The following is a 23,182-nucleotide window of genomic DNA, read 5'->3' as shown; positions in this document are numbered from 1 at the left end:
GCAACCGCCGACCCACCGGCATCAGCCGTCGAGTTCGGGGTAGGCGCGGAAGATCCCGTCCTCGTTGAAGGCAATCCGGCGCGGGCTGCGCAGATAGTCGTGCACCCGCTGCCGGCGACCGATGTTGGCATGCAGCTTCGCGACCGCCGGGGTGTCGGCCAGCGCCCGCACAGCCGCCTTGGGGAAGGCATAGCGCAGCCCCGCGACCAGCTGGAACAGCGAGAGGTCGGCGTAGGTGAGGACGTCGCCGACCAGGTGCAGGTCGCCGGACGGATTGCGCTTCAGCACCGTCTCGAACCAGTTCAGGAATTTCGGAATGCGCTCCTCGCGAAAGGCCCTGGCGCGCGCCAGCGCGGCCTCGCGCTGGTCTTCGTAGTAGAGCCCGGTCGACAGCGGATGATGGGTGTCGTGCGCCTCGGCCACGCAGTCGGCGATGGTCAGCTGCAGCTGGTGCGTCCAGAGGCCGTCGGCCTCGCCCACGCCCGCGAGCCCGAGGCGCGGACCGAGGTACAGCAGGATCGCCGCGGTCTGGCCGACCACGATGTCGCCGTCGACCAGGAAGGGCGGCGCGAACGAGGGCCGGGGATTGTCCGGATCGTCGAGCCGGCGCCCTAGATTCGATTCGCCGCCGCCCATGGACGGCGGCTCCCGCGCCACGTCGACATAGGCAGCGCCTGCGGCCTCGAGCGCCAGGCGGACGAATTCGCCGCGGCCCTGGATCGTGGGCCAGTAATGAAGCTGGTAGGTCAAGCATCCTCCGCGGGAAGGGGGTGGAACCCGAAGGATACGAGAGCCGCGCCACGCCCGGCCCGAGCCTGGCGATCGCTCAATTGCGAACGATCGCGTAGGCCGCCACGCCCGCGACCACGCCGGTGCGGCGCGCCCGGTCGCGTGCGCGCATCTCGTCGTCCCAGCGGCGGCGGTCGCACTCCCAGGTGTTGCCGGTGATCCAGAGGCAGTCGGCGTGGCGCTGGTCGGCGCGCTGGCGCTCCGCCGAACCCGCGACCCCGCCGGCCAGCACGCCGGTCACCACGCCGGCACGCTGGGCGTCGCGGCGGTTGTGCCAGTCGTTGTTCCAGTGGTTGTTGTTCCAGCCGCTGTTCCAGTGGTGCGGCGGCGGCCGATGGCGCGAATGGTGGCGCTGTGCATCGGCCGCGCCTGCCGCCACCAGCAGCGCCACGGCGACCAGCGCATTCAGCGTCCTCATGGCTTCTGCACCAGGTCGACGATGCGGGTCGTGGCCGGGTTCGCTGCGGCCGCGCATTCCTTGCCGAGCCGGGTGACCTGGGTGCTGATCCAGTCGCGGGTCAGCTTGCCGACCGCCGGGCCGTTGCGCCCGGTGAGATAGCCGTGCAGCCAGACCATGCCGTTGCCGAGGTAGTCCTGCGCCTCGATGGCGCGGCGCCGCTGGGCTTCGCTGGCGTTCTGGCCGGGCAGCACCTGCGACGCCGCGGCATTGAAGTCGGCGCACGACAGGACGGACGCATCGTCCGCCTCCCGCGGCGCCTGCGCCAGCGCCGCCTGCCCCGCGACGAAGAACCCGATCGCTGCCAAAGCCTTGAGTCGATGCATGTCTGCTGCTCCTTGGGCGGCTGCCGCCTTCGCGAACATCCTAGAAAGTTCGGCCATGCGCGTCCACCACTTCGAGTTGGCCGAGAATCCGGGCCGATGCGCTTGACGATGATTCGAACCCTGGTGCTGTCGATCGGCGCGCTGGTGCAGCTCGCCGGCCCCACGGCCGCAGCGCCGGCCGACCAGGCCCTGGCACTGGCCCGGGCCGATGGCTGCCTGGCCTGCCATGGCATGGTCCACAAGCAGGTCGGCCCCGGCTTCGCGCAGGTGGCGGCGCGCTGGCGCGACGACCCGGCTGCGCCGGCGCGGCTGGCCGGCAAGATCCGCAACGGCAGCGTGGGCACCTGGGGCCGGGTCATCATGCCGCGCCAGTCCCGGGTCGACGAGGCACAGGCCAGGCTGCTCGCCGACTGGGTGCTGTCTCAGCCCACGCCCTGAAAAAAAGCGACGCGCCCGCGCCTCCCACATATTGGGGAGGAACCGAAGCCCCGGGACCCTGCGCGCTTGCCGGCCGCAATCGGTCCATCACACAATGCCAGCCACACCATGGAGGCGAAGTGATGAGTAGCGGGGCCGATGCGAAGGTATCCATCGAATACGACGCATCCCCCGATGCACTGTTCCATCCAGAGAAGCGGCCCACGATGTTCGTCGGGCGCCCGGATGTCACATTGCCCGGACTGGCGGTCGAAGCAGCGCGCCTGGCCTACCTGCATGCCGAGTCGGATCCGGCCGAATCGCGCAGGCTGGCGGACGCGCTGCGCCTGGCGGGTTTCGCGGAGCCCGCCCGCTTCGCCGACCGGTCCACCGGTGCCTACGGGTACGCGTCGCTGCGGGCCGCAGACGGGCTGGCGATGATCGCCTTCCGCGGCACCCAGCCCGATGATCCGAAGGACCTGCTGGCCGACCTGGCTCTGCTGCCGACGCCCTGGGCCGGCGGCCACGTGCATTCGGGATTCGGCCGGGCGGCCGAATCGCTGGAGACGCAGGTGCTGCAATGGCTTTCGAACGGCGCCCCGCACCGCAGGCGGCTGCTGCTTTGCGGCCACAGCCTCGGGGCGGCCCTGGCGACGATATTCGCCGGCCTGGTCGAACCGACCGACGTCATCACGATCGGCTCTCCGCGCGTCGGCGACATCGACTTCATCGATTCGCTGCCGGCGCGCGCCATGACGCGCATCGTCAACTGCGCCGACGTCGTGCCGACCTTGCCGCCCGGCATCACCTCCTACCACCATGTCGGCAGGCTGCTCTACATCGACAAGGACGGCGTGCTGCACGACAACCCGGAAACCCCGTTCGTGCTCAAGGACCGGCTCACCGGACAGGCCGCGCACGCCGCGCGCGTGCTCGCGCAGCCACGACCGGATGCCCTTCCCGCCCGGGCCCTGACCGACCACTCGCCGGTCAACTATCTGCGCGCGTTCTTCTGATTCGCCACGCTCGCCGGCCTCAGCTCTCGTTGTGCGCGACCTGCACGCGGCGGCGCGTGCGTGCCGCGACGTCGTAGATGTTGAAGTCCTTCATCGTGCGCCCGTACAGGTGCAGGCTGACGGCCCGGGCGCGCTCGGCGGGAACGCCCGTGACATGGATGTGGTCGGGGTTCGGCACGAAACTCGTCACCGCGCCGCGCGTGAGCAGCTGGAGGCCGCCGCGCACCAGGTCGATGTCCCGGTCGCCGCCCTCGGGCGAGACCCGCAGGTAGCTGCGCTCTTCGAGCACGCCTTCGACGATGCCGACCACGCCCCAGCTGCCGTGGTCGTGCACCGGTGTCCACTGGCCGGGGCGCCAGACCAGCGCGTAGAGAGACAGCCCGTGGTCGGGGTCGTCGCGGATCAGGTTGCGCGTGTAGCCGTCCGGGTCGCTGCGGTAGTGCTGCGGCTCCAGGAAGCTCTCGGCGTCCTCGATGAGGTCCAGCATCAGCGGCGCCAGCGCGAGCACGCGGTCGGCGGCGAGCGAATGCACGCGGCTGCGTGCTGCGGCTTCGGCGATGAAGCGGTCCAGGGCGGGCGAGGTCATGGGAGGATTATCGGGCGGACACGGACGCGGCCCGACACCCCCGACCTCGGCGCCGCAGTGGCGCCGGCAGGCTCACTTCGCCGGTGCCGGCGTCACCCGCAGCGCCACGGATTCCGTGATGTTGGCCACCACCTGGTCGCCCACCTTCACGTCCTGCAGGGCCTTCGGATCGCGCACATGGACGTCGACCAGCTGGCCGCTGGTGCCCCGCAGCGTGACGATGTTCTTCTTGCGATTGAGCGAGAAGACGTTGGCGACGATGGTGGTGCGGTTGACGACGACGCCGCCCGGCCGCGCGCCCTTCTGGGCCACCGCGGCCGCATCGGTCTCGACCCGCTCGCGAATGCCGTCGCCGCCCTTCACCAGCGCCACTGCGACCCCGATGCGGTAGCTCAGGCGGACCCGGTCGCCGACCTTGACCTGCTCGAGATTGCGCACCGCCGGGTCGACCCGCAGGTCGTTGATGTTGCCCCTCGGGCCCTTGATCGAGACGATGCGGTTCGCGACATCCACGGCGGTGATCTCGCCGGTGACGGACAGCACCGCCGAGCCGCCCCGGGCGTCCTCGACCTCGATGCTCCGCCGCGGAGCCTCGGTCTGTGCGCTGGCGGCGCCCGCGCAAAGAGTCAACGCGGCGCACGCCGCGAGCAATGCCTGTCTTTGGAGGTTTTTCATGTTGGACCTGCGTTGTGGAAGGAAGCCGAAGCGACCATACGCGGGCCGAGGCCGGCTGTCACTTGCACTTAAGTGCAGTGGCAGCCGTGGCGTGCCTCATTTCTTGGGGGCGGGATTGGTCTCGGCCGAGGTCTGGTTGGAGCTCGGCGGCGAAGCGGCGGTGGTCGCGGGCGAATGGGCGCCCGAGGCTTCGATCGGCTTCGCTTCCTCGGTCGGCGGCGCAAAGGCGAAGGGGCCCGGGTCGGTGCACGGCGGCGTCGGCGTGGCAACCGGCACCGGCTTGCCCGCGGCGACCAGTCCTTCGCGGACATGGTCCGCGACCCGCGTCTGCGCCTGGCAGAGCTGGTAGCTGTCGACCTTGGCGCTCCAGGCGGTCCTGGCCGCCGCCTCGGCCGCCTTGGCCTTGGCTTCGGGCGTGGCAGGCGGTGCGGACAACCTGGCCAGCGCAGAGGATGCAAACACCAAGGCCAACGACAGGCCGCAAAGCTTCAGCGCGTTCTTCATGAGGGACTTCCTTCGACCCGGACGTTGGCGGCCGGCGCAGGCTCGCGCGCCTGCGCGCTGCGCTGCGCCGGGATCTTGCCGGCCGCGATGTCGTCGTACCAGAGCGGGTGGTGTTCCCTGGCCCAGGTCTCGTCGACGGCGCCCTCGCGCATGGCGGAGTAGGCGCCCTTCATGCCCAGTGTGCCGATGTAGATGTGGCCCATGATCAGCGCCATCATGCACAGCGTCGCGACGGCGTGGATCATGTGCGCGACCTGCATCTCGCCGCGCGTGTAGACGAAGCCCGGAAGCAGCTTGTCGAGGAAAAGCCCCGATCCGATGACCAGGCTGCCAAGAAACATCACGCCACCCCAGAACACCAGTTTCTCGCCGGCGTTGAATCGATGCGAAGGCGGCTCCTTGCCTCCGAACAGGCCGCCCCCTTGCTTGAGCCACGTCAAGTCGTCCTTGCTGGGCCAGTTGCTGCGAATGAAGGTGAAGATCATGAAGATCGTCGTCACCACGAACAGCGGACCCACGAAGTTGTGCACGGTCTTGAGGACGTAGGCCAGGTAGCCGAACAACGCCCCGCCCAGCACCGGCAGCAGGAAGAACTTGCCGAAGGCCATCACGATGCCCGAGATGGCCAGCACCACGAAGGCACCCGCGTTCGACCAGTGCGTGGCCCGCTCGAACGGGGTGAAGCGCTCGATCTTGCGGCCGGTCTCGCTCCCGTGCAGCCCGATCGGTCCGCGAGTGAAATAGAAGATCGCCAGGGCGAGCAAGGTCAGGAAGAGCAGCGCGGCGCCATAGGGAATGATCCAGTTGTTGCGCACCTGGCGCCATGCTTCGCCGGCGTTGGTGTACAGCGAGCCCGGGTACTTCACGAAGCCTTGGATCAGGTTGCCGGCCTCCGGCGCTTCGCTGGCCGGCAGGCTGCTGAAGCCGGTCACGCCGCCGCTCACCTGGCGCCACATCGGCGCGTTGTTGCCCGGCTGGACCCGCTGGCGCTCGCCATTGGTCTGGTTGAGGTAGTTCGGGTCGGCGCTGGCTTCCGGCTTGACGTCGAAGATGTTCTGGCTGCGGATGCCGCCCGCGGCCGGAGCGGCCGGAGCGGGTGTGGCGACTGCCGGCGCGGTGGCTGCGGCCGGCGGTTCCGGCGTCTGGGCATGGGCGGCGATGCTGCAACCCAGCACGGCGGCCATCGCGAGAGCGTTAAGCGCTTGTCTCATGCGACCTCCGGCTCAGTTGATCCGGTTGTATTCGTTCTGGTTCTGGGCGCGCGTCTTGAGGTGCTGCTCCCAGGACGACCGGTCGCCGATCTGCCAGCCGCTGGCGGTGAACGCCGTGCCGGTATCGGGCTTGGTGCCGGTGCCGGTCCATGGGGCGGCATCCAGCCGCACGCCATGGGCGTTGGTCTGCGGCTTCTCGGTGCAAGCCGCCAGCAGCACCAGGGCCGAGACCAGCGCCACCGTCGCGGACACGCGCCTCACTTCGTGACCCCGTTGGTCGGCGTGCCGGCCGTTTGCGAGCCGTAGGCGGTGCCCCAGCCCCACACTTCGGCGCCCTTGCCGCGATGGACCACACGGGTGCGGAAGATGTCGGCGACGACGTCGCCGTCGCCCGCCAGCAAGGCCTTGGTCGAGCACATCTCGGCGCAGGCCGGAAGCTTGCCTTCGGCCAGCCGGTTGCGGCCGTACTTCTCGAACTCCGCCTGCGAGCCGTTTTCTTCCGGGCCGCCGGCGCAGAAGGTGCACTTGTCCATCTTGCCGCGGGCGCCGAAGGTGCCCTGCGACGGAAACTGCGGCGCGCCGAAGGGGCAGGCGTAGGAGCAGTAGCCGCAGCCGATGCAGACATCCTTGTCGTGCAGCACCACGCCTTCTTCAGTGCGGTAGAAGCACTGGACCGGGCAGACCGCCATGCAGGGTGCGTCGGAGCAATGCATGCAGGCCACCGAGATCGAGCGCTCGCCGGGCACGCCGTCGTTGAGCGTCACCACGCGGCGGCGGTTCACGCCCCACGGCACTTCGTTCTCGTTCTTGCAGGCCGTGACGCAGCCATTGCATTCGATGCAGCGCTCGGAATCGCAGACGAACTTCATTCTTGCCATACAGACTCCTTATGCCTTCTCGACGTTGCAGACCGTGGTCTTCGTTTCTTGCATCATCGTGACGCTGTCGTACCCGTAGGTGGTGCTGGTGTTGATCGCTTCGCCGCGCACGATCGGATGCGCGCCCGCCGGGTAGTAGGCCAGCATGTCGGCCCCTTGCCAGTGGCCGGAGAAGTGGAAGGGCATGAAGACCGTGTCCGGCCCGACGCGCTCGGTCACCAGGGCCTGCACGTTGAGCCGCGCCCCGGTCGGCGTGTGGACCCAGGCGCGCTCGCCGTTGCGGATGCCCTTCTCGGCCGCCACCCGCGGATGGATCTCGATGAACATCTGCTGCTGCAACTCGGCCAGCCAGGGGTTGGAACGCGTCTCCTCGCCGCCGCCCTCGTATTCGACCAGGCGGCCGGAGGTCATGATGAAGGGGAACTTCTCCGCGATCTTGTCGGCGATGTTGCGCTGCTGCACGCTCTTGTAGAGGGTGGGCAGGCGCCAGAAGGCCATCTTGTCGTCGTGCGTGGGGTACTTCGCCGCCAGGTCCGGACGGGTCCCGTAGAGCGGCTCGCGGTGCTGCGGGATCGCATCGGGGAAGTTCCACACCACGGCGCGCGCCTTGGCGTTGCCGAAGGGGTGGCAGCCGTGGTTCTGCATGAACACGCGGATCATGCCGCCCGAACTGTCGGTCTTCCAGTTCTTGCCGTCGGCCTTGGCCTTTTCCGCCTCGGTGAGCTCGTCCCACCAGCCGAGCTTCTTGAGCAGCAGGTGGTCGAGTTCGGGGTAGCCGGTCGTGATGGCGGCGCCGAGCGAATGGGAGCCGTCCTCGGCCAGCAGGTTCTTGCCGTTGCGCTCGACGCCGAAGTTCGCCCGGAAGTTGCCGCCGCCGTCCATGACGTGCTTGGAGGTGTCGTACAGGTTCGGCGACCCGGGGTGCTTCAACGCGGGCGTGCCGTAGCAGGGCCAGGGCAGGCCGTAGTAGTCGCCCGCGATGTCGTAGCCGTTGACCTTGTCCTTGACCGAGCCCTTCGCCTTGAGCGTTCGGACGTCGAAGGCGGCCATGTTGCGCATGTGGGCCTGCAGCCGCTCGGGGCTCTGGCCGGTGTAGCCGACCGCCCAGCAGCACTTGTTGATCTCGCGCAGGATGTCGTCGGGCACCGGCTCGTCCATGCCCTTGACCTGCTGCATCTTGTAGTTCTTGCTGAGCTCCTTGCCGAAGCCGAGGCGGTCGGCGAACTGCTGCATGATCATGTGGTCGCTGCGGCTTTCCCAGAGCGGCTCGATCACCTTCTCGCGCCACTGGAGCGACCGGTTGGAGGCCGTCACCGAGCCGCTGGTCTCGAACTGCGTGCAGGCCGGCAGCAGGTAGACCGCACGGTTGGGGTTGAGGTCTTCGGCCCGGCCGGGCATGGCGGCCATGGCCGCGGTCGCCGACGGATACGGATCGACCACCACCAGCAGGTCGAGCTTGTCCATTGCCCGCTTCATCTCGAGGCCACGGGTCTGCGAGTTGGGCGCGTGACCCCAATAGACGACGCCGCGCAGGTTCGAGTCCTGGTCGATCAGCTCGTTCTTCTCGAGCACGCCGTCGATCCAGCGCGAGACGGTGATGCCGGGCTTGCTCATCATCGCGGGCGAGGCGAAGCGGCTCTTGATCCAGTCGAAATCCACGCCCCAGGTGGCCGCGAAGTGCTTCCATGATCCTTCGACGAGGCCGTAGTAGCCCGGCAGCGAATCGGGGTTGGGACCCACGTCGGTGGCGCCCTGCACGTTGTCGTGGCCGCGGAAGATGTTGGTGCCGCCGCCCGCGGTGCCGACGTTGCCCAGCGCCAGCTGCAGGATGCAGGAGGCGCGCACGATCGCGTTGCCGATCGTGTGCTGCGTCTGGCCCATGCACCAGACGATGGTGCCGGGACGGTTCTCGTTGAGCCAGGTCGCGACCTTGAGCACCTGCGCCTCGTTGACGCCGCAGGCTTCCTCGACCTTGTCGGGCGTCCACTTGGCCATGACCTCCGCGCGCACTTCGTCCATGCCGAAGACACGGTCGTTGATGTACTTCTTGTCTTCCCAGCCGTTCTTGAAGATGTGGTGCAGCACACCGAAGAGGAATGGAATGTCGGAGCCCGAGCGGATGCGCACGTACTCGTCGGCCTTGGCCGCGGTGCGCGTGAAGCGCGGATCGACCACGATCATCTTGCAGCCGTTTTCCTTGGCATGCAGCATGTGCAGCATGCTCACCGGATGGGCCTCGGCCGCATTCGAGCCGATGTACAGCGCCACCTTGGCGTTGCGCATGTCGTTGTACGAATTGGTCATGGCGCCGTAGCCCCATGTGTTCGCCACGCCCGCGACAGTGGTCGAGTGGCAGATGCGCGCCTGGTGGTCGCAGTTGTTGCTGCCGAAGAAGCTCACGAACTTGCGCAGCAGGTAGGCTTGCTCGTTGCTGTGCTTGCTGGAGCCGATCCAGTAGACCGCGTCGGGGCCGCTGGCCTTCGAGAGATCCTTGAGCTTGGCCGTGATCTCGTCGAGCGCCGTGTCCCAGCTGATGCGCTCGTACTTGCCGTTGACCAGCTTCATCGGATAGCGCAGCCGGTACTCGCCGTGGCCGTGCTCGCGCAGGGCGGCGCCCTTGGCGCAGTGCGCGCCGAGGTTGATCGGCGAGTCGAACACCGGTTCCTGGCGGACCCAGACGCCGTTCTCGACCACGGCGTCGGAGGCGCAGCCCACGGAGCAGTGCGAGCAGACGGTGCGCCGGACCTCGACCTTGCCCGCACCCACCGCGGTCGGCCGGCCTTCGGCAGCATTGGCTTTGCGCACCAGCGTGAGCTGGCCGGCCGCGAGGCCGGCGCCGACGCCCAGGCCCGATCGGCGCAGGAAGGCGCGCCGGTCCATGGTCGGCAGTGCGTTCGAGAGGCCGCGTCGCAGGCTGTGGACAAGGGACGACGAGGAAGAAGCGGCGCCGCCATGCGGGACGCCGGTCGATTTTTTGGTCAGTAGCATCGCAGGTGCCTTCGTTCTCAGGCGGACGTGGTCTTGTAGTAGCGCTTGACGTGTTCGCTCAGCGAATAGCCGCCGCCCTTCGCGGGCGGTGGCGGAAGCTCGGGCGCCGCCGTGGCGGCGGGCGCCGTGGCGACCTGGGGCAGCACGGCGACGGCTGCGGCGGCGGCGCCGACCGTGGCGGCGCCGAAAAAGAATCCCCTGCGCGACGCCCGCTGAGGGGCGGCGATTTGGCTGTCCTGCATGTCAACTCCAGGAGTGGCTGGGCGAACCCACATATGAAACCAGTTGCGTACGTTTGGATACTAGTCCTGACCCTAATAGGTCGTCGTCAATGTCCTTCAATCTCAGTCCAGCATGTCGAATCCCTGGCGTTCGACCTCCGCGAAGGCCGAGGTCAGGCCGGCCAGGGAGGCGTAGAAGCGCGCCTTGGGGTGCTGCGCCACAGCGTCGCACATGGCCGGCAGCCATGGCTGCACATGAGTCGAAAAGAAGGCCTGCTGGGCCGTGAGATTCGAGACCTCGATGTCTTCTCCGGCGATCAGGTAGCGCATGACCTCGAACAGACAGGCAATGTGGTCTTCGGTCTCGGGCATCGATTCGTCGCGCGCGAGGCCGATCCGCTCAAGATCACGGCGCAGGTGCACCAGCGGCTTGTCGTTGAGGAATCCGCTCAGGTAGTGCGAGCCGAAAAGGTAGACCTCCGGCTTGCCGATGCCGCCGAAGAGCGCGTCGTATTCGTTGCGAAGCGCTGCCGCGTCGGTGCCGCGTGCCGCGCCCACCAAGGTGCGCCACGGCTCCTCCAGGAACGCGCCCGCGGCCGGCGCTTCGGTTGGTGCGACCTGGACGGCCTCGAGCAGTTCGGTATCGGGTGCGGCGTACCAGAGGCGCGCCAGCAGTCCGTAGAGTTCTGCGCGGGCGATCTCTTCGTCGAGTGCCGAGGAGGCGGGGAAGCTTTGGCTCATAGGTCTGTGATCTTCATTTCGCCCTGCGCGCTGTACAGATCGATCACCCGGCAGTCGCTGCACATCTTGAGCCGCTCCAGGGCCTCGCCCTGGAACATGGCATGGCCGGCCAGCTTGCCGAGCATCGCTTCTATGGCCTTCTGGGTGCCGAAGGGCTTCGCGCAGCGGATGCACGACCAGGGCCTGGCCTCGTTGAGAACGACCGGCTGCTTGCGCTCGGGCGCCACCAGAAGCCGCGGCACCAGCGAAATCGCGCGCTCGGGACAGGTCGTTTCGCACAGCCCGCACTGGACGCAGTTCTTCTCGATGAAGCGAAGCTGCGGCGCGTTCTGGTTGTCTTGGAGTGCGCCCGCCGGGCAGGCGCCGACGCAGGCCAGGCACAAGGTGCATTTGTCCTTGTCGACTGCGACCGTGCCGAAGGGCGCGCCTGGCGGCAACGGGATGGCGATCGGCGTGTCGGGCTGCGCCTTCAGCGCCGGCGCGGCCTCCGTCAGGTGATCGAGTGCGAGTTCGAGGGTGCTGCGCTTGTCGCCGCCGACCGCGAACCGGGCGACCTTGTCGGGCACCTGCGGCCGTGTGTCGCGCAGTGCGCCGAGCGCGCCGTCGAGCGCGGCGACCGACGCCGCTTCGACGATGCGAAAGTGCGTGCCCGTGTAGCCCAGCCCGTGCAGCAGCGACTGGGCAAGCGCCGCCTGTGTCTGCAGTGCGGCAAGGTACTGCGGCGCTTCCTCGCCGGTGACGAGCACGCAGAGCTGCGACGCGCCGAACGCCACGGCGCTCAGCCACAGGTCGATGCCGGTGCTCGCCGCGTGGAAGAGCCCGACCGGGATCACGTTCGCCGGCACGCCCTGCGCCTTGCCGAGCTGCGCCTGTCGCCCCAGCTGCGCCACCAGCGCCTGGCCGCCCTCCTCGCTGTGCAGCAGGAGCACCGCGTCGCGTCCGCCCGCACCCGCATAGCTGGACAGCAGCGTCCGCAGCTTGAGCCCCTGGTCGGGCGCGCGCGGATAGGCATAGCCCAGCGCGCCGGTCGGGCACACGGTCGTGCAGGCGCCGCAGCCGACGCAGAGATGGGGATTGACGACGATGCGCTGGCGTTCCTTGGCGCTGCTCACGGCGTGGGCCGAGCAGACGTCGATGCAGGCGCTGCAGCCGACCACCTCGTTGCGGCTGTGGGCGCAGAGCTTCTGGTTGTAGTCGAAAAACTTCGGCTTCTCGAACTCGCCGTCCATGTCGCGCAGCCGCAGCAGGATCTGCGGGCCCTGGGGATGCGCCACGCCGCCCGGCAGGTGGAAATAGCCCTGCGGCGGCGCATGCCAATCGATCTGCGGCGCAGCGCCGAGATCGAGCACGAGGTCGAAGTCGCCGTCGAACGCCTCCGGCGGCCGGTCGAAGCGGATCGCGCCGGCCGCGGTGCAGGCGCGCTCGCAATCACGGTGCGCGCTGCACTTGGCCATGTCGATCTGGTAGTCCAGGCCGATGGCCTGTTCGGGACACGCGGCAACGCAGGCGTTGCAGCGGGTGCAGAGGTCGAGGTCGATCGGGTTGTCGCGGGTCCACTGCAGCCGGAACGCGCCGAGCCAGCCCGCCAGCGAATCGATGCGCCCGGCGAGCACGGGCCAGCGCCGCTCCTGCGCACCGCCGGCCGCGCCCGCGCCTTGCGAGAAGATCGTCACGTCGAGGCTGTCGGCGACCAGCGCCGCCGCCTTCTCGGCCTCGTCCAGCGGACCGACGATCAGAAGCCGGCCCTGGCTGACATAGCGCACGGTCGAGACCGGATCGGGTTCGGGCAGCCGGGCGGCGGCGAGGAGGGCAGCGATCTTCGGCATCGCGCTCCTGGCGTCGCGGCTCCAGCCGCCGGTTTCGCGGATGTTGACGAAGCGGATCGGCGACGTGGCCGCCGGCACCTGCGCCGCCAGCTCCGCGAAAAGCCGCTTCTCCTGGGTGCAGGCGACCACCACGTCGTCGCCGGATTGGACGGCTCGCTGGAACGATGCCGCCTCGCGGCGGCAGAGCGAGGAATGAAGGGGGAGTGACTCAGCCAGGGCCGTCCCGAGCGTCTTCGGCTCGAGCGGCATCGTCTTGTTGCAGTCGCAGATCAGCGTGGTGGTCATCGGCATCTTGGCTGGCGGATTGCGCATCGGCAACCGGCTGGCTGGAAAGGTCCCCTGGATCGCTCGACTGTGCCACGTCTGGCGATCCATCGTCGCCGGATGTCTGCTCGGGCTCTTCGTCGAAGAGGTTCAGAAATTTCGCACTTGCCATCTGGCGCAGCACGCTGTCGGGCAGGGGAGTCGGCTTGGAATAGTCGTCGACGTAGGTGTCCAGGCCGTCCATCACGTTGAAGTGGGGGTCGGTGAACAGCTTCTTGAAGGCGGCGTTCTTGACTTCGGGCGCCACCTCCCGGGCGACGAACGGCCTGAAGTCGGAGTCGATGGTGAGCGCCTGCGCGTCCGCCAGCGTGAGCGGCGGCGGTTCGGGCGCGGGATCGGCAGCCGTCGTGCTCGCTTCGAGCGCCGCCGGCGGGGTGTCCTGCGGTGGCGCCAGCGCTGTCGGCGGCTGCTCTTCCGGCACCTGGCCGGCGCGCTCTGCCTGCTTGCGCCGCGACCACCGGCCCAGGAATCCCTCAGACATCGCCGGCTCCCGGTCCTCGTTTCTTCTCGGTCGTCACGCTGGCCGCGTTGCCGAAGCGATCGACCAGCGGCCGGAAGCTCTCGGGCCGCCGGCGGCGCTTGGGCTCGATCACGTAGTGCGCATCCACGAAGTCGCGCACCCAGTCGATCACCTCGGGCGGGGCCGGCACCTGTTCGACGGTCTCCTGCGCATCCAGCCAGCGGCCGGCCTCGTAGTAGCTGAGCGTCACGACGACCGGGCGCGGAATCGGCTCGGGGGCGAGCGTCGCCTCCTCGTCCATGCGCCAGAGCACGAACCAGCAAGGCGCCGGGGTGGTCGCGTTCAGGTGATAGCCCTCGGCTTCGTCGCGGAACAGTTCGACTTTGTAGCCGGGATGGAGCCATCGCTGCGCGCCGTCGTCGTCGTGCAGCAGCCGGGGTCCGGCGCCGAAGCCTGGCGCGTCGGGGATCACGCTGTCGAGCGTCCAGCGCCAGGGCTGCCAGTGGCTCGACGGGCCGTACAGGCGCTCGCGGCGCATCACGACCGCGACGTCGAGCGTCGGGCGGACGACGGCGCCAGGCGCAGGGAACTCGGAGGAAGACATATGCCGCACGATAGCGGATTGCCCTGCGCCTTGGAGAAGCACCGCATCGATCAGGGCTGCAGATGTGAAAAAGGCCGGAAGCAATTGGGTTGCTTCCGGCCTCAAATTTGGTCCCGCCGCCAGGAATCGAACCTGGATCTCAGCCTTCGGAGGGCCGAATTCTATCCGTTGAAATACAGCGAGAGGGGCTTCCGAAACATCGGAAGCTCTCTATTATCGCCTATCGGACGGCGCCCGGCACGTCCGGGGTGAATCCGAGGCCCGCGAGGTACACCCGGAAGGCCTGGCGCCCCGTCGCCACGAGGTCGAAAGCGGACGGGTCCAGCAGCCAGTTCTGGATCAGCCCGCTGATCAGCGCATGCAGGCCCTGGGCCGCCGCCGGGGCCGGGATCGGCAGCCGCCTGCGGGTGCGGCGGGCGTCGGCCACCATGGCCTTCTCGAACTCGGTCACGCAGCCGTTGCGCGCCGACAAATGGCGCTGCTGCACCGACTCCATGTCGTGGGTGTACTCGACCTTGTGGGTGGCGATGTCGAACACCCGGCGCACCTGCATGTCACTGGTCATGAGCTTCAGCGCCTCGACCATCTGGTGCTCGACCTCGTCCATGGGCTCGGCGCCGGTGCCGGCGGAGGCCCGGGCCACCTCGGCCTCGAGCGGCAGCGTGACGCGGTCCATCATGGCGTTGAAGAGCGCCGCCTTGTCCTTGAAGTGCCAATAGATCGCGCCGCGGGTCGCGCCGGCCTGGTGCGCAATTTGCTGCAGCGAAGTCTGCGACACGCCCTGGGCCTGGAACAGGACCTCCGCCGCGTCGAGCAGGCGGTTGCGCGTCTCCTGGGCCTCTTCCTTGGTTCGTCTGACCATTTTTCAGAGACTCCCTTCTTAAAATCCACCGGCGGGGAAAGGTCACACTATACATTCATGAATGTATGTAAGATAGAGCCCTTTCCCCGATAGTCAAGATCGCCCCGTTGCTCTAGGCACCCGCGCGGTCGCGCCAATCTCCCGTCCCTCCTTCAAAGGAATCACATGCCCGACTTGCATGTCTCGCGCCATTCGTTGTTCTCGCCGCGCCGCCCCGCCACCATTGCCGCCGCCGTCATGCTGCTCGCGCTGACCGCCTGCGGCAAGGGCGAAGCCCCGAAGGCCGCCGGCGGCGGCCACCCGGCGCCCGAAGTGGGCGTGGTGGTCGCGACCCCGACCAACGTCGGGCTGGTGACCGAATTGCCGGGCCGGCTCGAGTCCACCCGGGTGGCCGAGGTGCGCGCCCGCGCCGCCGGCATCCTGATGCAGCGTGTGTTCCAGGAAGGCAGCGACGTGAAGGCCGGCCAGGTGCTCTACCGCATCGACCCCGCCCCCTACGCCGCCGCGGCGGCGAGCGCCGAGGCCAGCCTGGCGCGCGCCGAAGCCAATGCGGTGCAGGCCCGGGCCCTGGCCGAGCGCTACAAGCCGCTGGTCGCGGCCAATGCGGTCAGCAAGCAGGAATACCAGAACGCAGTCGCCGCGGCCAAGACCGCCGAAGCCGACATCGCGGTCGGCCGCGCCGCGCTGCAGACCGCCAAGATCAACCTCGGCTACGCAACCGTGACGGCCCCGATCTCGGGCCGCATCGGCCGCTCGCTCGTGACCGAGGGCGCACTGGTGGGCCAGGGCGACGCCACGGCGCTGGCCGTGATCCAGCAGATCGACCCGCTGTATGTGAACTTCACGCAGTCGGCCACCGAGGTGCTGCGGCTGCGCCGCGCGCTGCAGGAAGGCCAGTTCAAGCGCGCCGGCGGCGAGACCGCCAGCGTGCGCATCGCGCTCGAGGACGGCACCGAATACGCGCATCCGGGCCGGCTGCTGTTCTCCGACCTGACGGTCGACCAGACCACCGGCCAGGTCACGCTGCGCGCCGAGGTGCCGAACCCGAAGGGCGACCTGCTGCCGGGCCTGTACGTGCGCGTGCGCATCGAGCAGGCCCAGGCCACCAACGCGATCACGGTGCCGCAACAGGCGGTCACGCGCACCCAGCAGGGCGACACCCTCACGGTAGTGAGCGCCGACGGCAAGCTGAGCAAGCGCACGGTGAAGATCAGCGCCGCGCAGAACAACCAGTGGGTGGTGCTCGACGGCCTGAAGGCCGGCGAGCAGGTGATGGTCGACGGCTTCCAGAAGCTGCAGATGATGCCGCCCGGCACGCCCGTGAAGGCGGTGCCGTGGACCGGGCCGCAGGGCGCCGCCGCCCCGGCGCCGGCTGCTTCCGCTGCGGCCGCCCCGGCTGCGGCCGCGAAGTAAGGAGCCCGCCCGCATGGCCAAGTTCTTCATCGACCGTCCGATCTTCGCGTGGGTGATCGCACTGTTCATCCTCGTGGTGGGCGGCGTGGCGATCACGCAATTGCCGATCGCCCAGTACCCGCCGGTGGCCCCGCCGGCCATCGTCATCAACGCCGCCTACCCCGGCGCTTCCGCTCAGACGCTCGAGGACAGCGTGCTGTCGGTCATTGAGCGCGAGATGAACGGCTCGCCCGGCATGATCTACATGGAGTCGGTGGCGCAGGCCGACGGCACCGGCGCGATCACGATCAGCTTCGCGCCCGGCACCGACGCCGACCTGGCGCAGGTGGACGTGCAGAACCGGCTCTCGCGCGCCACGCCGCGGCTGCCCGCGGCGGTGACGCAGCAGGGGGTGCGGGTCGACAAGTCGCGCTCCAACTTCCTGCTGTTCACGATTCTTTCCTCCGACAACCCGGCCTTCGATCCGATCGCGCTGGGCGACTATGCCTCGCGCAATGTCGTGCCCGAACTGCAGCGCATCAAGGGCATCGGCCAGGCGCAGCTGTTCGGCACCGAGCGGGCGATGCGGGTCTGGATCGACCCGGCGAAGCTGCAGGGCTTCAACCTGTCGTCGAGCGACGTCACCAACGCCATCAAGGGGCAGAACGCGCAAGTGGCCTCGGGCACCATCGGCGACCTGCCGAACGTGGCCGGCCAGGCGATCGCGGCCACGGTGGTGGTCAACGGCCAGCTCACCAATGTCGAGCAGTTCCGCAACATCGTGCTGCGCGCCAACACCGACGGCTCGGCCGTGCGGCTGCGCGACGTCGCCCGCATCGAGCTCGGCGGCCAGGCCTATTCGACCTCGGCGCGCCTGAACGGCGAGCCCGCGGTCGGTATCGGCGTCCAGTTGGCGCCCAGCGGCAACGCGCTCGAATCGGCCAAGCTGGTGCGCGCCAAGATGGAGGAGCTGTCGCGCTTCTTCCCGCAGGGCGTGAAGTGGGAGATCCCGTACGACAGCTCGCGCTTCGTCAAGATCTCGATCTCGCAGGTGGCCGAGACGCTGGTCGAGGCCGTGGTGCTGGTGTTCCTGGTGATGTTCCTGTTCCTGCAGAACTGGCGCTACACCATCATCCCGACCATCGTGGTGCCGATCGCGCTGCTGGGCACCTTCGGCGTGCTGCTGGCGCTGGGTTTCTCGATCAACGTGCTGACGATGTTCGGCATGGTGCTGGTGATCGGCATCGTGGTGGACGACGCCATCGTGGTGGTCGAGAACGTCGAACGCATCATGAGCGAGGAAGGGCTGCCACCGCTGGAGGCCACGCGCAAAGCGATGAAGCAGATCTCGGGCGCCATCATCGGCGTGACCGTGGTGCTGATCTCGGTGTTCGTGCCGCTGGCCTTCTTCGCCGGCTCGACCGGCAACATCTACCGCCAGTTCTCGGCCGTGATGGTGGCGTCGATCGGCTTCTCGGCCTTCATGGCGCTGTCGCTCACGCCGGCGCTGTGCGCGACCTTGCTGAAGCCTGTCGAGGCCGGCCACCACCACGAAAAGACCGGCTTCTTCGGCTGGTTCAACCGCGGCTTCTCGCGCACCGCCAAGGGCTACGAGGGCCTGGTGGCGCGCATTCTCCGCCGCGCCTTGCGCTACCTGGTGATCTACGCAGCCATCATCGGCGTCGTGGTGATCGCCTACCTGCGGGTGCCGACCTCCTTCCTGCCGCAGGAAGACCAGGGCAACATCATCGTCAACGTGCAGCTGCCGCCGGGCGCGACCCAGGAGCGCACCCTCGACGTCATGAAGCAGGTCGAGGCCTTCATCCTCAAGCAGCCTGAAGTGCAGAGCATGGTGGGCGTGATGGGCTTCAGCTTCTCGGGCCAGGGCCAGAACGCCGGCCTCGCCTTCGTGACGCTGAAGGACTGGCACGAACGCAAGGGCGAGGGCGAATCCGCCTCGGCCCTGGCAGGCCGTGCCTTCGGTGCGCTGTCGGGCGTCCGCGATGCCTTCATCTACCCGCTGAGCCCGCCGCCGATTCCCGAACTGGGCAATGCCAGCGGCGTGACCTTCCGCCTGCAGGACCGCTCCGGCGCGGGCCACGAGGCGCTGGTCAACGCCCGCAACCAGTTGCTGGGCATGGCGTCGCAGAGCAAGATCCTGACGCAGACCCGGCCCGACGGGCTCGAGGACGCACCGCAGCTGCAGATCGACATCGACCGCGACAAGGCCAATGCGCTGGGCGTGACCTTCGATGCGATCAACGCGACGCTGTCGACCGCGCTCGGATCGAGCTATGTCAACGACTTCCCGAACCAGAGCCGCCTGCAGCGCGTGGTGGTGCAGGCCGACGCCCCGGCGCGGATGCAGCCCGAGGATTTGCTCAAGCTGAATGCGGCCAATGCGCAGGGCAAGCCGGTGCCGCTGTCGGCCTTCGCGACCACGCGCTGGATCACCGGCGCGCAGCAGACCGTGCGCTACAACGGCTATCCCGCGATGCGCATCAGCGCCGACGCGGCGCCGGGCTATAGCACCGGCGCGGCGATGGCCGAGATGGAAAAGCTCGCCTCGCAGCTGCCGCCCGGCTTCGGCTACGAATGGACCGGCCAGTCGCGGGAAGAAAAGCTCGCCGGCTCGCAGGCCATCATCCTGTACGGCTTCGCGATCCTGGCGGTGTTCCTGTGCCTCGCGGCGCTCTACGAGAGCTGGTCGATCCCGCTGGCGGTGATCCTGGTGGTGCCGCTGGGCGTGCTGGGCGTGCTGCTGGCGACGATGCTGCGGGCCTACTCCAACGACGTGTACTTCCAGGTCGGGCTGATCACCATCATCGGCCTGTCGGCGAAGAACGCGATCCTGATCATCGAGTTCGCCAAGGACCTGCAGGCGCAGGGCAAGGGCGTCGTCGAATCGGCGCTGGCGGCCGCGCACCTGCGGTTCCGGCCGATCATCATGACCTCGCTGGCCTTCGGCCTGGGCGTGATGCCGCTGGCCTTCGCCACCGGCGCGGGCTCGGCGAGCCAGCGCGCGATCGGCACCGGGGTGCTCGGCGGCATGATCACGGGCACCACCCTCGCGGTGTTCTTCGTGCCGGTGTTCTTCGTGGTCGTGCGCGGATTCTTCAAGGGCAGCGCCCGACAGCACGAGGCCGACAAGCGGCACGCCCAGGCCGCCGGCATCGAGGAAGAAAAACATGACTAAGCGATTCATCACCACCGCGCTGGCAGGCGCCGCCGCCCTGATGCTGGCGGGCTGCTCGCTGATCCCGACCTACGAGCGCCCGGCGGCCCCGGTGCCGGCCACCTTCCCGAACGCGGCGGCGGCGCCGACCGCGCCCGGCCAGCCGCCGGCCGCGACCGTGGCCTGGCAGGACTACTTCACCGACCCGCGGCTGCAGCAGCTGATCCACCTCGCGCTCACGAACAACCGCGACCTGCAGGTGTCGATCCTCAACATCGAGCAGGCGCGGGCGCAGTTCCAGATCACGCGCGCGGCGCTGTACCCGGCGCTCAACGCCAGCGCGAGCGGCACGCGCCAGCGTCCGTCGCTGGTCGGCGACGGCGTGAGCTCCGTCTATTCGGTGGGCCTGGGCGTGACGGCCTGGGAGCTCGATTTCTTCGGCCGCGTGGCGAGCCTGAAGGATGCCGCGCTGGCCCAGTACCTGGCGACCGAGGAAGCCCGCAAGGCGACCCAGATCAGCCTGATCGCCTCCGTGGCCAACGGCTGGCTGGCGGTGCTCGGCGACGACGAGGCGCTCGAGATCACGCGCCGCACCATGGTCACGCGCGACGACTCGCTCAAGCTGACCAAGCTGCGCTTCGACAACGGCGTGGCTTCCGAGATCGACTACCGCTTCGCCGAGGCGCAGGCCGAGACCGCGCGCGCCACCTACGCCCAGCAGCAGCGGCTGCGGCTGCAGGACGAGAACGCGCTGGCGCTGCTGCTCGGCGCCCCGGTGCCGCCGGAGACCATCATCGGCGCCGCCGCGGGACTGCAGGCGCTGGCGCCGATGCCGGAGCTGCCGGCGGGCCTGCCGTCCGACCTGCTGACCGAGCGGCCCGATATCCGCGCCGCCGAGCAGCAGCTGATCGCGGCCAACGCCAACATCGGTGCCGCGCGCGCCGCCTTCTTCCCGCGGGTCACGCTGACCACCTCGATCGGCACCACGAGCTCGGAGTTCTCCAACCTGTTCAGCAGCGGCACGAAGGCCTGGGCCTTCGCGCCGCAGATCACGCTGCCGATCTTCAATGCCGGCGCCAACCAGGCCAACCTGGACTCCGCCCGCGCCGGACAGAAGATCGCGGTGGCGCAGTACGAGAAGTCGATCCAGTCGGCTTTCCGCGAGGTCGCCGACGCGCTGGCCGGCCGCGCCACCTACGACGAGGAACTGCGCGCGCTGGTGGCCCAGGCCAAGGCCGAGGAAACCCGCTTCCAGCTGTCGGACATGCGCTATCGCGGTGGCGTCGCCAGTGGGCTCGACCTGCTGGATGCCCAGCGTTCGCTGTTCACCTCGCAGCTCGCGACCGCCCAGATCCGGCAGCAGCGCCTCCAGAACCAGGTCGTGCTCTACAAGACCCTGGGTGGCGGCTGGGCCACCAGGTAGGGCCGCGGGACGCCCCGGGTCCGGCCTGAGGCGGCCGGGTCCGGGGGCCTCTCTATAATCCGCCGTTGATCCGAATAAAGCCCCCGATACTGAGGACGCAATGAGCGACGACCCGCACTACCAGGCCAAAGAAGAAGCCCACACCGGCCCGATCAAGAATCCGAAGCAACTGCTGCTCGCGGTCTTTTTCTCCTTCATCGCTCCCATCCTGATCATTGTCGGCCTCGTGTCGTTCGTCGTCTCGGGCACCCATCCCTCGGGTTCGGTGCAAGGCGACAGCATGTCGCTGTACGGCGTCTCCAAGGACACCCGCGACCGCGACATCGCCGACCGCCTGAAGAAGGTCGGCTCGATCGAGATCCGCGATGCCAACCGGCCGCTGGCCACCGGCGAGGCCGTGTTCAAGGCCCAGTGCGTGGCCTGCCACGGTGCGCCGGGCATCCCGGGCGCGCCGCACTACGGCGACGCCGCAGCCTGGGGCCCGCGCATCGGTCAGGGCTACGCCACGCTGGTCGAGCACGCGCTCAAGGGCAAGGGCGCGATGCCGGCCCAGGGCGGCGGCGACTTCGACGACATCGAGATCGGTCGCGCGGTGGTCTACATGGCCAACGCAGGCGGCGCCACCTTCCCGGTGCCCGACCGTCCGGCCGCGGCCCCGGCGGCCGAAGGCGCAGCCCCGGCCGATGCGGCCCCTGCGGTGGCCAGCGGCAAGTAAGCCACCGCTACCCGACCCGAAGCCCGCGCGATGCGGGCTTTTTTCATGGCCGGCGCGACGGCTGGCCGGCGGACGGGCTCAGCACATGGCCGAAACGGGCCGGAAGGTCTTCGGCGCGGACATCCTCGGGGACCCATCGCCCCTGCTCGATCGCCTCGGCCGCCAGACCGACATCCTGCGTATGGACCAGGCCGAGGCCGATGTCCGCCACCAGGTAGAGCCGGCCTTCGCCGTCGAGCAGGCAGCCCGCGGGCTCGATCGGCAGACCGGAATGCGAGCGGACCGACAAATCCTCCGACACCCGCCAGATCCACGGCGCGGCCTCGAGCTCGACGTAGACCCGCTGGGGCCCGTTCTGGAAGAACCACTGGCCCTGGTCGTCGTGTTCGTAGTTGCGCTGGATGAAGTCGATCAGCTTGTCGTGCCGCAGCTGCGAGCCCCTGGCCTGGCTGAACGGCCCCAGGGCCTGGGTGCGGTCGTCGCGCAGGAACCAGTTGCCGCGGGCGTCGAGCCCCAGCCAGCCGTAGCAGTGCGGCACGTTGGGCCACTTGGCAAGGGCCTTCAGAACGATCTCATCCATGGCGCCATTTTGCGCCGTGCGGGGCGGTGCCTCAGAGGTGGTCGTTCAGCCAGGCCACCACGCGCTCGGGCATGGCCCGCACGTGGCCCGGGGGTGCACCGAGCGGAAAGCCCACGTGGCCGCCGTGAGCGGGCTGCCAGAGCGTCACGTGGCTGCCGACTTCGCCCTGGCGCGGCAGACTCGCAGCCGGCACGAACGGGTCGTTGACGGCATTCACGACCAGCGCCGGGATCCGGATCCGGTGCAGGTGCGGCTTGGCCGAGCCCCGCGACCAGTAGTCGTCGGTGCCTCGGAAGCCGTGCAGCGGTGCGGTGAAGACATCGTCGAAGGCGTACAGGTCGCGCGCCGCGAGCAGCTTCTCGCGGTCGAACAGGCCCGGGTGCTGGGCCAGCTTGGCCAGCGCCTTGGGCTTCATGGTCGAGAGGAACATGCGCGTGTAGACCAGCCGGTTGAAGCCGCGGCCGATGGCGGCGCCGCCGGCCGCGAGGTCCAGCGGGGCGGAGATCGCGGCGACCGCGCTGGCCACCTTGGCGGCCTCGGACCCGGCCTCCTCGGCCCAGCGCATCAGCGCATTGCCGCCGAGCGAGACACCCGCCGCCAGCAGAGGCTGGGCCGGGTCGCGCTGTGCGCGCAGGCGGGCCAGGATCCAGCCGATCTCCTCGAAGTCGCCCGAGTGGTAGGCCCGCGGCGCCAGGTTGAGCTCGCCGCTGCAGCCGCGGAAATGCGGCACGGCATAGTCCCAGCCCCGGGCATGGGCGTAGGCGCCGAAGACCTCGGCGTAGTGGCTGCTGGACGACCCCTCGAGGCCGTGAAACAGCACCAGCAGCGGCTTCGGACCGGCCACCGCGGCATCCAGGAAGTCGACATCGACGAAGTCGCCGTCGGGCGTGTCCCAGCGCTCGCGCCGGTAGGCCGGCAACGGTGCCTCGGCACGCCGCGCGTACAGCGCGGGCCAGATGGTCTGGAGGTTGCCGCCGGGCAGCCAGCGTGGGGCGACGTACTGCATGGCCGC

At 68.9% G+C, this 23,182-nt stretch carries 24 protein-coding genes and 1 tRNA gene; 6 read left to right on the top strand and 19 right to left on the bottom strand.

Annotated elements, in window-relative coordinates; translation table 11 throughout:
* Window positions 1–21: 21 nt before the first annotated feature.
* The 3 genes from QTI68_RS13015 to QTI68_RS13005 all read right to left on the bottom strand — a co-directional run bounded on the left by QTI68_RS13015 (window position 22) and on the right by QTI68_RS13005 (window position 1,572).
* Entirely contained in the window at window positions 22–750 is a 729-nt protein-coding gene (locus tag QTI68_RS13015) for a glutathione S-transferase (RefSeq protein ID WP_286521939.1), read from the bottom strand.
* A 76-nt stretch (window positions 751–826) separates the two neighbouring features.
* Window positions 827–1,207, bottom strand: a complete 381-nt coding sequence (locus QTI68_RS13010) for a hypothetical protein (RefSeq protein WP_286521938.1) — start codon at window positions 1,205–1,207, stop codon at window positions 827–829.
* Window positions 1,204–1,572 (bottom strand): hypothetical protein, encoded by a 369-nt coding sequence (locus tag QTI68_RS13005; RefSeq protein WP_286521937.1) that lies wholly within the window; start codon window positions 1,570–1,572, stop codon window positions 1,204–1,206. The genes QTI68_RS13010 and QTI68_RS13005 overlap by 4 nt, the downstream gene beginning before the upstream one ends.
* A gap of 108 nt (window positions 1,573–1,680) precedes the next feature.
* On the opposite strand from QTI68_RS13005, the gene QTI68_RS13000 reads away from it, so the two are divergent.
* Both QTI68_RS13000 and QTI68_RS12995 read left to right on the top strand, forming a co-directional pair.
* Window positions 1,681–2,010 carry a c-type cytochrome gene (locus tag QTI68_RS13000; RefSeq protein ID WP_286521936.1) on the top strand — a complete coding sequence of 110 codons (330 nt, stop codon included), beginning with the start codon at window positions 1,681–1,683 and terminating at the stop codon, window positions 2,008–2,010.
* A gap of 122 nt (window positions 2,011–2,132) precedes the next feature.
* Window positions 2,133–3,005, top strand: a complete 873-nt coding sequence (locus tag QTI68_RS12995) for a lipase family protein (protein ID WP_286521935.1) — start codon at window positions 2,133–2,135, stop codon at window positions 3,003–3,005.
* Window positions 3,006–3,024: 19 nt separating this feature from the next.
* Here the strand turns inward: QTI68_RS12995 and QTI68_RS12990 are convergent, their stop codons facing one another.
* From QTI68_RS12990 to QTI68_RS12925, 14 genes are all read right to left on the bottom strand, one after another.
* Window positions 3,025–3,591 carry a cysteine dioxygenase family protein gene (locus tag QTI68_RS12990; RefSeq protein WP_286521934.1) on the bottom strand — a complete coding sequence of 189 codons (567 nt, stop codon included), beginning with the start codon at window positions 3,589–3,591 and terminating at the stop codon, window positions 3,025–3,027.
* Between the two features lie 72 nt (window positions 3,592–3,663).
* A complete protein-coding gene (locus tag QTI68_RS12985) occupies window positions 3,664–4,266 on the bottom strand; it encodes a hypothetical protein (protein WP_286521933.1) in 603 nt (200 codons plus the stop codon).
* Window positions 4,267–4,362: 96 nt separating this feature from the next.
* The gene (locus QTI68_RS12980; protein ID WP_286521932.1) at window positions 4,363–4,770 is read right to left on the bottom strand and encodes a hypothetical protein; all 408 of its coding nucleotides are present in this window, start codon (window positions 4,768–4,770) and stop codon (window positions 4,363–4,365) included.
* Window positions 4,767–5,981 carry a formate dehydrogenase subunit gamma gene (locus QTI68_RS12975; RefSeq protein WP_286521931.1) on the bottom strand — a complete coding sequence of 405 codons (1,215 nt, stop codon included), beginning with the start codon at window positions 5,979–5,981 and terminating at the stop codon, window positions 4,767–4,769. Before QTI68_RS12975 ends, QTI68_RS12980 begins: the two co-directional genes overlap by 4 nt.
* Before the next feature lie 12 nt (window positions 5,982–5,993).
* Window positions 5,994–6,233, bottom strand: a complete 240-nt coding sequence (locus tag QTI68_RS12970; protein ID WP_503011666.1) for a hypothetical protein — start codon at window positions 6,231–6,233, stop codon at window positions 5,994–5,996.
* 5 nt (window positions 6,234–6,238) lie between these two features.
* A complete protein-coding gene (gene fdh3B, locus QTI68_RS12965) occupies window positions 6,239–6,859 on the bottom strand; it encodes a formate dehydrogenase FDH3 subunit beta (protein ID WP_286506437.1) in 621 nt (206 codons plus the stop codon).
* A gap of 9 nt (window positions 6,860–6,868) precedes the next feature.
* A complete protein-coding gene (locus tag QTI68_RS12960) occupies window positions 6,869–9,847 on the bottom strand; it encodes a formate dehydrogenase subunit alpha (protein WP_286521929.1) in 2,979 nt (992 codons plus the stop codon).
* Window positions 9,848–9,864: 17 nt separating this feature from the next.
* Complete coding sequence (locus QTI68_RS12955; RefSeq protein ID WP_286521928.1) at window positions 9,865–10,089, bottom strand: formate dehydrogenase; 225 nt, start codon at window positions 10,087–10,089, stop codon at window positions 9,865–9,867.
* Window positions 10,090–10,191: 102 nt separating this feature from the next.
* Window positions 10,192–10,809 carry a TorD/DmsD family molecular chaperone gene (locus tag QTI68_RS12950; RefSeq protein WP_286521927.1) on the bottom strand — a complete coding sequence of 206 codons (618 nt, stop codon included), beginning with the start codon at window positions 10,807–10,809 and terminating at the stop codon, window positions 10,192–10,194.
* Complete coding sequence (locus QTI68_RS12945) at window positions 10,806–12,920, bottom strand: 4Fe-4S dicluster domain-containing protein (RefSeq protein ID WP_286521926.1); 2,115 nt, start codon at window positions 12,918–12,920, stop codon at window positions 10,806–10,808. The genes QTI68_RS12950 and QTI68_RS12945 overlap by 4 nt, the downstream gene beginning before the upstream one ends.
* The gene (locus QTI68_RS12940) at window positions 12,844–13,440 is read right to left on the bottom strand and encodes a DUF3306 domain-containing protein (RefSeq protein WP_286521925.1); all 597 of its coding nucleotides are present in this window, start codon (window positions 13,438–13,440) and stop codon (window positions 12,844–12,846) included. Before QTI68_RS12940 ends, QTI68_RS12945 begins: the two co-directional genes overlap by 77 nt.
* Window positions 13,433–14,023: a DUF3305 domain-containing protein gene (locus QTI68_RS12935; RefSeq protein WP_286521924.1), complete on the bottom strand. Its 591-nt coding sequence runs from the start codon at window positions 14,021–14,023 to the stop codon at window positions 13,433–13,435. The genes QTI68_RS12940 and QTI68_RS12935 overlap by 8 nt, the downstream gene beginning before the upstream one ends.
* Window positions 14,024–14,131: 108 nt before the next feature.
* Window positions 14,132–14,206 (bottom strand) — tRNA-Arg (locus QTI68_RS12930).
* A gap of 37 nt (window positions 14,207–14,243) precedes the next feature.
* Window positions 14,244–14,885 carry a TetR family transcriptional regulator gene (locus tag QTI68_RS12925; RefSeq protein ID WP_286521923.1) on the bottom strand — a complete coding sequence of 214 codons (642 nt, stop codon included), beginning with the start codon at window positions 14,883–14,885 and terminating at the stop codon, window positions 14,244–14,246.
* 165 nt (window positions 14,886–15,050) lie between these two features.
* Between QTI68_RS12925 and QTI68_RS12920 the strand changes: the two genes are divergently transcribed.
* The 4 genes from QTI68_RS12920 (at window position 15,051) to QTI68_RS12905 (ending at window position 21,590) form a co-directional block, all read left to right on the top strand.
* The gene (locus tag QTI68_RS12920; protein ID WP_286521922.1) at window positions 15,051–16,298 is read left to right on the top strand and encodes an efflux RND transporter periplasmic adaptor subunit; all 1,248 of its coding nucleotides are present in this window, start codon (window positions 15,051–15,053) and stop codon (window positions 16,296–16,298) included.
* Window positions 16,299–16,311: 13 nt separating this feature from the next.
* Complete coding sequence (locus QTI68_RS12915; protein WP_286521921.1) at window positions 16,312–19,473, top strand: efflux RND transporter permease subunit; 3,162 nt, start codon at window positions 16,312–16,314, stop codon at window positions 19,471–19,473.
* On the top strand, window positions 19,466–20,875 hold the full coding sequence (locus QTI68_RS12910; RefSeq protein WP_286521920.1) for an efflux transporter outer membrane subunit: 1,410 nt from the start codon (window positions 19,466–19,468) through the stop codon (window positions 20,873–20,875). The genes QTI68_RS12915 and QTI68_RS12910 overlap by 8 nt, the downstream gene beginning before the upstream one ends.
* Window positions 20,876–20,975: 100 nt before the next feature.
* Complete coding sequence (locus tag QTI68_RS12905; protein WP_286521919.1) at window positions 20,976–21,590, top strand: c-type cytochrome; 615 nt, start codon at window positions 20,976–20,978, stop codon at window positions 21,588–21,590.
* Window positions 21,591–21,633: 43 nt separating this feature from the next.
* On the opposite strand, the gene QTI68_RS12900 is transcribed toward QTI68_RS12905, so the two are convergent.
* A complete protein-coding gene (locus QTI68_RS12900) occupies window positions 21,634–22,170 on the bottom strand; it encodes a DUF2946 family protein (RefSeq protein WP_286521918.1) in 537 nt (178 codons plus the stop codon).
* Window positions 22,171–22,201: 31 nt separating this feature from the next.
* On the bottom strand, window positions 22,202–23,176 hold the full coding sequence (locus tag QTI68_RS12895; protein WP_286521917.1) for a YheT family hydrolase: 975 nt from the start codon (window positions 23,174–23,176) through the stop codon (window positions 22,202–22,204).
* Between the last annotated feature and the right edge of the window lie 6 nt (window positions 23,177–23,182).

Origin of the sequence: Variovorax sp. J31P207 (genome assembly GCF_030316965.1) — a bacterium.
GTDB lineage: Bacteria > Pseudomonadota > Gammaproteobacteria > Burkholderiales > Burkholderiaceae_C > Variovorax > Variovorax ginsengisoli_B.
The sequence above is the reverse complement of the archived record's forward strand: the minus strand, read 5'-3'. Positions and strand labels throughout refer to the sequence as shown.